Origin of the sequence: Anabaena azotica FACHB-119 (assembly GCF_014697625.1) — a bacterium.
Classification (GTDB): Bacteria; Cyanobacteriota; Cyanobacteriia; order Cyanobacteriales; family Nostocaceae; genus Trichormus; species Trichormus azoticus_A.
In genome coordinates, this window is record NZ_JACJSG010000068.1 from 22,258 (window position 1) to 28,894 (window position 6,637).

Sequence of the window (6,637 nt, forward strand, 5' to 3'; positions counted from 1 at the left end):
CGCGCATGACTAAACAATTAGCCGACTCACGCAACTATAAATGTCATCAAGTCGCTAGTATTCTCCACCTCAATTTATCTACCATCCGCCTTTGGATTAACCGAGGTTGGTTGAAAGTAAATAGACGCTGCCCAAAGCATTACGAAATTGGTACAGGTCATCTAAAAGAGTTTTTCAACAACCCCCCGCAACAAATTAAGAAACGAATTTCTAGCCTGGATACCGAAGCTGTTGATTATCTTTTGGGGAGAAAAACATGAAAGAGCAAATCAACGAGTTAGAAAGATGCTGGTATTTGTCCCCACCTTGGGGTCAGGAAATACCACCAGTTGAGGTCAATGTGTGGGAGCGAGTTTATCTCACGGCTTTGCGGACATTCGGCTATTGCTCTGGATTTGGCTGGAGTAAAGGTGAGTGGGTCTACTTCATCGAACTTGAGAACGATACCATACTCGCCACCAAACAAGAGATTCTTGGGACTAGCCGCATGGAAGCGAACACCGTGAAACAGCCGGCTTATGCGGTAGGCGATCGCGTGATGTTAGTCAGTAATCCACCTACAACGAAGCAGCGTTTGGTGTTGGGTGTCCAGGTTGCAGATCAGGCTTGGTATTACCTCGTCGAGTGGCGTTCACCAATGCTTGTCCCGACGAGTATCGTTTGCGATCGCTTTTCTTTGGTTAGGGAAGAGGATTTGATACGGGTGATGGTTTGAAGCCTTGGTATTGAAGAGTTCAGTAAAAACGACTCACTTTTATGTCTTTACTACACAATATCAATTCTGTTGTGATTTTGATGAGTTTTTGGGGGTTTATCAATGTACAGAAGATGGACTGAAGCAGAATTAATAACTTTAGAACAAATGGCTGAAACATATACAGTAAAGCAAATCGCTTTCCGCCTCAAAAGACGAGGGTATTATCGTAGTGAGTTAGCGATCGCTGGCAAATTATACAAACTTGGCTACTCTATCCGTCCCACCCTTGATAACTATAGCTGTAGTGAGATAGCCAAGAATCTTTGCTTACATCCAACAACCATCAGAAATTGGGTAAGACAGGGGTGGCTCAAAGCGAAAAAGCGCTCTGTTCACTGTTATCAGGTTAGAAGTCAAGACTTAAAGCGGTTTTTCCAAAATCCGCCTGCGTCAATTAGAAAGCGGATAATGGCGATAGATCCGCAAGTTATTAGTTATTTGGTGGGTTAGCCAATGTAATTGATGAGGTGAAATAAATGCCGACTCTCTCGTATGTAAAAGGATTACCGACTCCAGCAGAAGAATTGAATAACTTAGGACTCACAGAGTTTGAGATGTTTTTAGCTGCTTACAGTTCGGTATTTCATAAAGCAGCGTGTGAGACAGCTAATCACCTTTTAACAGTAAATAGCTTTCATAATTCTAGTTGGAATACTCATTTACAGAAGACTTATGGCATATCAAGGCGACACGCTACTGGTGTAATCAAATTTACTGAAGGTGCTGTTAATGCTTCTAAAGAAAGCCGTAAGCTCCACATCAAAACACTGGAAGGTAAACTAAAATCTCTCAATTCTTGGATTACCAAGTCAGATAAGAAGTTATCTGATTCAGCTAAGTTCTACGCTAAAAAGAACTGGCGTAATTCTAAAACAGGATGTCGTTTTCCATTGTCTTGTTCTCTGAAGCTCCGTAACACTAATTGGAATAATTTACGTTTTAAAATTCACAATAAAAAACGTCGGGCTTACAAATTAGCTAAACAAATAGAACACTTAAGAACTTCCCATATTCAAACAATTATTCCTAGAAATCAAGTATTTGTAGTTGGTTCTAAGGATGAAAGCTTTGGTAATCAAGTTTGTCAATGGGATGGTAATATCCTAAGATTCCGCGTCCCACCTTGTCTAGAATCAAGGTTTGGTAAATATGTACAAACTTTATTAGGCAACTTTAACCGCAATATCAACAGACTGCCCGAAGATGGCGCTAAGACATGGCATTTCTTTCGCAAGCACAACAAATGGAATGCAGCAGTAAAATTTACACCAGTACCAGTTGAGCGTGTTTCTAAACATTCTGCTTATGGCTGCATTGGGATTGATATGAATCCTGGCTCCATTGGCTGGGCATACATTGATAGAGATGGTAATCTCAAATCTCATGGTCAAATCCCGCTACAGATGGGACTACCATCAGGCAAACAAGACGCGCAGATTGTTGAAGCTTGCTTAAGACTGGCGCGATTAGCCACAACATTTGCTTGTCCGATTGTTTGTGAAGAATTAGACTTTTCTACCAAGAAAGAGCAATTAAGAGAACGTGGAAGAAAGTATGCCCGGATGCTTTCTGGTTGGGCATATAGCCGTTTTTACCAATTACTAGACAGTATTTTAAGTAATCGTGGCATTTATTTAATAAAAGTTAATCCAGCCTACACCAGTTTAATTGGCATGGTGAAGTATGCTCGACAATATGGGCTATCTTCGGACTGTGCTGCGGCGATCGCTATTGCACGACGCGGTATGCGATTAACTGAAAATATTCCCGGCTCCATAACCGCCTATCTCTCCGTGAAGGATGGAAAGCACGTATGGAGCCTCTGGAGCCAACTAAATAAATTAATTGGGAAATCTAGCATCAAGCGTCACAACTTCTATGCTATCTCTAACTGGGGGTCTTTGGTCAAGCGATTGTCAGAACAATCTGGCAAAAGCAAGCTACGGCACTAAAGACGATTTCTTAGAACATATACCGCTAAGTTCTCTTTGTACAATTTTGCCTACTCTGGGTAATTTTGTCCAAGTTTTTACAAGCGGTATTCGCAGCAGTTGCCCGGAGGCGTAACTTTGCGGCGGTCTTCCATTGCTGGTGAACCACGACTAGAGCTAGTCGATGCCATTTCGCTGGCTGACCGACTTGTGGCTGTTGGATGTTTCACTGAGATCATTCAATGGCGCAAGCGGTTGTTTGTGCCAACGGGCGACAAGGCTGCGGCTGTTTTGGCTGATGTGATGAGAATTATTAGTTAACAAGTTAAGCCACTCTATTTGATAGAGTGGTTATTTTTTTCTCTCATTCTACTCTCAACCCCAAACAAGTCTTTGTGAACTTCGTAATCCTGAAACAAGTTCATTATCAAACTTCTAGTAAAAACACAATAAACTATGTTTCCTTGTGCTTCGTACAAATCAAAAGCCAAGAACAAATCTTTTTTCGCGCCCTCTTTATCATCTAGATGAAACCTAACTGTTCCTCGTCCGCAGTACGCTTCTGGACAATCAGAATTGATAGATATCGCTTTTTCTAAATGGGCTAATGATTCTGATAATTTACCTGAAATAAAATGAATGTGAGCTATGTTAACATAAGCCTCTATACGGTTAGGCTCAAGCGAAATTATTTTTTCATAATCCTGCATTGCTGCCTCAAAATCACCAATGTAATTTTTATAAATATCTGCCCTATTTAAATAAGCTTCAACCAAGTTAGGATTGAGAGCAATCGCCTGATTGTAATCCTCAACAATCTTAGGGAACTCCGATTTATGACAGATTTTCAGACGAGCTAAACCACGATTGTTGTAGGCTTCTGCAAAATTGGGATTGAGCGCAAAAGCTTGTGCTTGCTCTAAATTTGTTGCTTCCATAATTGTTTATTTACCAAAATTATCTAGTTATAATAATTGTACTTAAATTTATTATAATTACTTATTTTCTAGGACTTAAATTTAAAAGGCTACGCCGAAACATAATGAAATTTAGAGGTAAAGAATATGCTATTAGCGTTTTTCTATACTTCAGCTTTGACGAAAAATCTCACTCACTGATGCTTCGCATAAGCATTAGTGAAAACGTTAAGTTTGGAGAAAAATATATGTCCGGCTTTGAAATTGATGTATTGTGGGAATTAAATCTAACCGAAGAAGAAAAGGTAAATCAGAAGGCTTATGAAGATAGCCTAGAACTACCGACCTCACTCGCAGAATGGGAAGCTTTCCTGGCTGATTTTGAGGAGCTAAATAAGAAAAGGATACCGACTCCAGCCACAGACTTTAATATCCCCGGAATCGGAGAATGCTGTATGGAAATTCTGAAGGTATCTTGGGTTACTGGTGAGCCTCACTTATCTGTAGAAGTTAACTCACAGGATAGAGTTCTGTTTCCTAACGGGTATAAAGCTTCAGTACGCAGAGAAGATGTATCCCTAGCCGAGTGGTTAGGTTTGTGGCATATCTTGCTTGATCCGTACTATTGTTAACCACTGTTAAATACTGTTAAGTACTTCTTAGCCTCCGCTTGGAGGCTTTTTTTTTCTCACTGCTGCATTTCCATCTGCTGAAGATGAAGATTGATCGCCTCAAGTCTCTTATCCGCATTGTCAAAAGTTTCTATTAAGTGGGGTGTAACTTTATTAACTGTTACTTTCCCGGTTTCTACTTGCAAAACTATCTGACCATCTTTTTGTGCGATCGCTAAATCCTGACGAGCAAGGTTATATGCCAAGTCATAACTATTGCCTGTCACCAGGGTTAGGTTGTTTTCGCCCTGGACACCCCATTTATTCCCCAACCGTTGAGCAATTTCGGTGATGCGAGTGATTTGGTCTAGCTGCGTCTCATCGGAGCGCATCGCGGCGATCGCTTTGTCGGATAAAGGTGTTCCTGCTTTGAAAGCATTGGCTACTTCTAGAATCCGTTTTTTGTAGTCATCAGACTTGCCTAAGCAATCAGCGTTATCGTGCCAATTCTGCAAATCTTCAATTGTGACTATTTGAGTGGTAGGGACATCAGGGGAAGCAAGGGAGGCAGAAGACAATTCGCAATTGTCAATTCGCTGCTTTTCGCAGTTTTGAGAATTGTGAAAAGCAGCGAATTGCGTTAGCGGTAGCGGGGCGTTTAGCCCATTGCGAATTGGTATTTCTCCCCCTGCTCCCCCTGCTCCCCCTGCCCCCAATTCTTCCCCTGCTCCCCTTGCTCTGTTTTCTCCCCCTGCTCCCCCTGCCTGGACTGGTGTAGCATTGGATGGAATTGGTGAAGGAGTTTCTACCTCGCTGACACTTGACGGTTGCAAAGAATTGGGGCGAGTTGGCTGCGATCGCAATTTTGCTTGATACTGGTCAAATGCTTCAACTGCACCAAATTTACTGGTCATCCTTCTCGATATCGGCTCAGGTATAGAAGAGTTGACGAGCCTAAATACTGACAATCCCTTTTTCGTTTCCAGTCGGACATCTTCTGGTGCTAGTTTGGTGAAGCTGACATTATTTTGTCGTAACCATTGACTGACCGTTTCAAACTTATGATTATCCACTGCCATGCGCGTGATGCCAAGCTCTCTATCCTCTGCGCTGGCAAACAAGATAGTGGGGCGCTCTTTGATTTTGGCTAATATCGGTGCAGTTATCTCTACCATCTGCTGCTGCAACGAAGGCTGCTGTGTGCCAAGAGTCTGCGATTCCTTTGTCCAGGTTTGGGGGTACTGAACTGTTGCGGGGTCAATTTTTAATATCGCTGTGGAGAAATTGCTTTGGATTGTGGCTTGTACTTGTGTCAATTTTCCCGGCTGTAAAGCTCCTATTTCCCTAAGAGCTTCCTTGTCTTTATTCTTAAACAACACACCTAATGGTTGACCGTTCAAAAACACTGCATCCTTGACCTGGGTTTGTGATACAGAGAGCGTCAGCTTGCGATAAGATTCATCGTTAAATGTCTGTCCTTTGTAGTCATATTTGCCAATATTATTAATTCTTAATAAATTTCCATTGGGCGATTGAGCTATCACAAATCCAAACTTTTCGTTGTCAGAAATTGTTTTCAATTTCAGGTTCAGTTTTTGCTCATCTTTGACTATGTTATATGCTTGCAATTGCTTAATTGAATCAGCATCTAGTTCCCCTAAAGTTTTCCCTTCTAATTTGATTTTTACCGTTTGGCTAGGCACTGATTTTGTGCCAATCTCTATCGTTGCATCTTCGGCGTTGAAAACTCGCCCAGCGTAAGTAAACTTACTCATTTCTCTGATGAGAAAGGTTACGTCCAGCTTTCCAGGTAAAGAGATTGTAGCGTTGGCTGTGTATGTCTGTCCAGGGATGATGTTAGCCAGAGCTTTTGTACCAATTGGTAGCTGTCCGGTTCTTGGCTCCAACATGGCATATTCTTTATACTGCCCATCACTATCTTGTACGAATGCCAATCGTGAAGCATGGCGCTCATGTCCCGGAGGATGGTGAGATGCCCTGATTTCAATTGGGTACAATTGTTGGGGGTTCCATTCCTGACCACGGAAATTATTGGACTCATTACTGAGAGTTCCCAATGTCAACTCGTTGAATTGCAACTGCTCTAAGCGCGATACTATCTCCGAGGGGAATGCTGCAAATACAAAGTTGGGGATTTTTTTGATAATTTCCTTTTGGGGTTGATTCTCTTCATCAGGCGACTCTTCACCTTCATGTTGCTTATTCTTACGTTCCAGTTCATCTTGCCTTGCTGCACCAACAGCCCAAGCGGCGGCGGCGGCTGATAATCTTTGTTCTGGGACTATGCTATCTCTGAATGACCGCGCGTACTCATAAGCCGCATCAAACAGCAGTTTCGTTTGCCCTGGCGTGAGTTCTGGCTTTAGTTCCAACAGTTTGGCATTACTAGTAGCCATGCCT

At 42.1% G+C, this 6,637-nt stretch carries 7 protein-coding genes and 1 pseudogene; 6 read left to right on the plus strand and 2 right to left on the minus strand.

The features are described from left to right. Positions 1-5 precede the first annotated feature (5 nt). The 5 genes from H6G83_RS31480 to H6G83_RS31500 all read left to right on the plus strand — a co-directional run bounded on the left by H6G83_RS31480 (position 6) and on the right by H6G83_RS31500 (position 3,009). Positions 6-260, plus strand: a complete 255-nt coding sequence (locus H6G83_RS31480; RefSeq protein ID WP_190479516.1) for a MerR family transcriptional regulator — start codon at positions 6-8, stop codon at positions 258-260. Beyond that, positions 257-715 (plus strand): DUF1392 family protein, encoded by a 459-nt coding sequence (locus H6G83_RS31485; RefSeq protein WP_190479518.1) that lies wholly within the window; start codon positions 257-259, stop codon positions 713-715. Before H6G83_RS31480 ends, H6G83_RS31485 begins: the two co-directional genes overlap by 4 nt. Before the next feature lie 102 nt (positions 716-817). Continuing rightward, entirely contained in the window at positions 818-1,207 is a 390-nt protein-coding gene (locus tag H6G83_RS31490; RefSeq protein WP_190479520.1) for a MerR family transcriptional regulator, read from the plus strand. Between the two features lie 26 nt (positions 1,208-1,233). Beyond that, on the plus strand, positions 1,234-2,709 hold the full coding sequence (locus tag H6G83_RS31495) for a hypothetical protein (RefSeq protein ID WP_190479522.1): 1,476 nt from the start codon (positions 1,234-1,236) through the stop codon (positions 2,707-2,709). 99 nt (positions 2,710-2,808) lie between these two features. Further along, entirely contained in the window at positions 2,809-3,009 is a 201-nt protein-coding gene (locus tag H6G83_RS31500; protein WP_190479524.1) for a hypothetical protein, read from the plus strand. A 14-nt stretch (positions 3,010-3,023) separates the two neighbouring features. Here the strand turns inward: H6G83_RS31500 and H6G83_RS31505 are convergent, their stop codons facing one another. Further along, a complete protein-coding gene (locus H6G83_RS31505; RefSeq protein ID WP_190479526.1) occupies positions 3,024-3,626 on the minus strand; it encodes a tetratricopeptide repeat protein in 603 nt (200 codons plus the stop codon). 227 nt (positions 3,627-3,853) lie between these two features. Between H6G83_RS31505 and H6G83_RS31510 the strand changes: the two genes are divergently transcribed. Then, a complete protein-coding gene (locus H6G83_RS31510) occupies positions 3,854-4,237 on the plus strand; it encodes a hypothetical protein (RefSeq protein WP_190479529.1) in 384 nt (127 codons plus the stop codon). A 56-nt stretch (positions 4,238-4,293) separates the two neighbouring features. Here H6G83_RS31510 and H6G83_RS31515 read toward each other — a convergent pair. Next, a pseudogene (locus H6G83_RS31515) lies at positions 4,294-6,637 on the minus strand (hypothetical protein); the annotation flags it as partial.

Coding starts and splice junctions, on each gene's coding strand:
- H6G83_RS31495 (WP_190479522.1), top strand. CDS start 1,234: ATGCCGACTCTCTCGTATGTAAAAGGATTACCGACTCCAGCAGAAGAA.
- H6G83_RS31485 (WP_190479518.1), top strand. CDS start 257: ATGAAAGAGCAAATCAACGAGTTAGAAAGATGCTGGTATTTGTCCCCA.
- H6G83_RS31510 (WP_190479529.1), top strand. CDS start 3,854: ATGTCCGGCTTTGAAATTGATGTATTGTGGGAATTAAATCTAACCGAA.
- H6G83_RS31480 (WP_190479516.1), top strand. CDS start 6: ATGACTAAACAATTAGCCGACTCACGCAACTATAAATGTCATCAAGTC.
- H6G83_RS31505 (WP_190479526.1), bottom strand. CDS start 3,626: ATGGAAGCAACAAATTTAGAGCAAGCACAAGCTTTTGCGCTCAATCCC.
- H6G83_RS31490 (WP_190479520.1), top strand. CDS start 818: ATGTACAGAAGATGGACTGAAGCAGAATTAATAACTTTAGAACAAATG.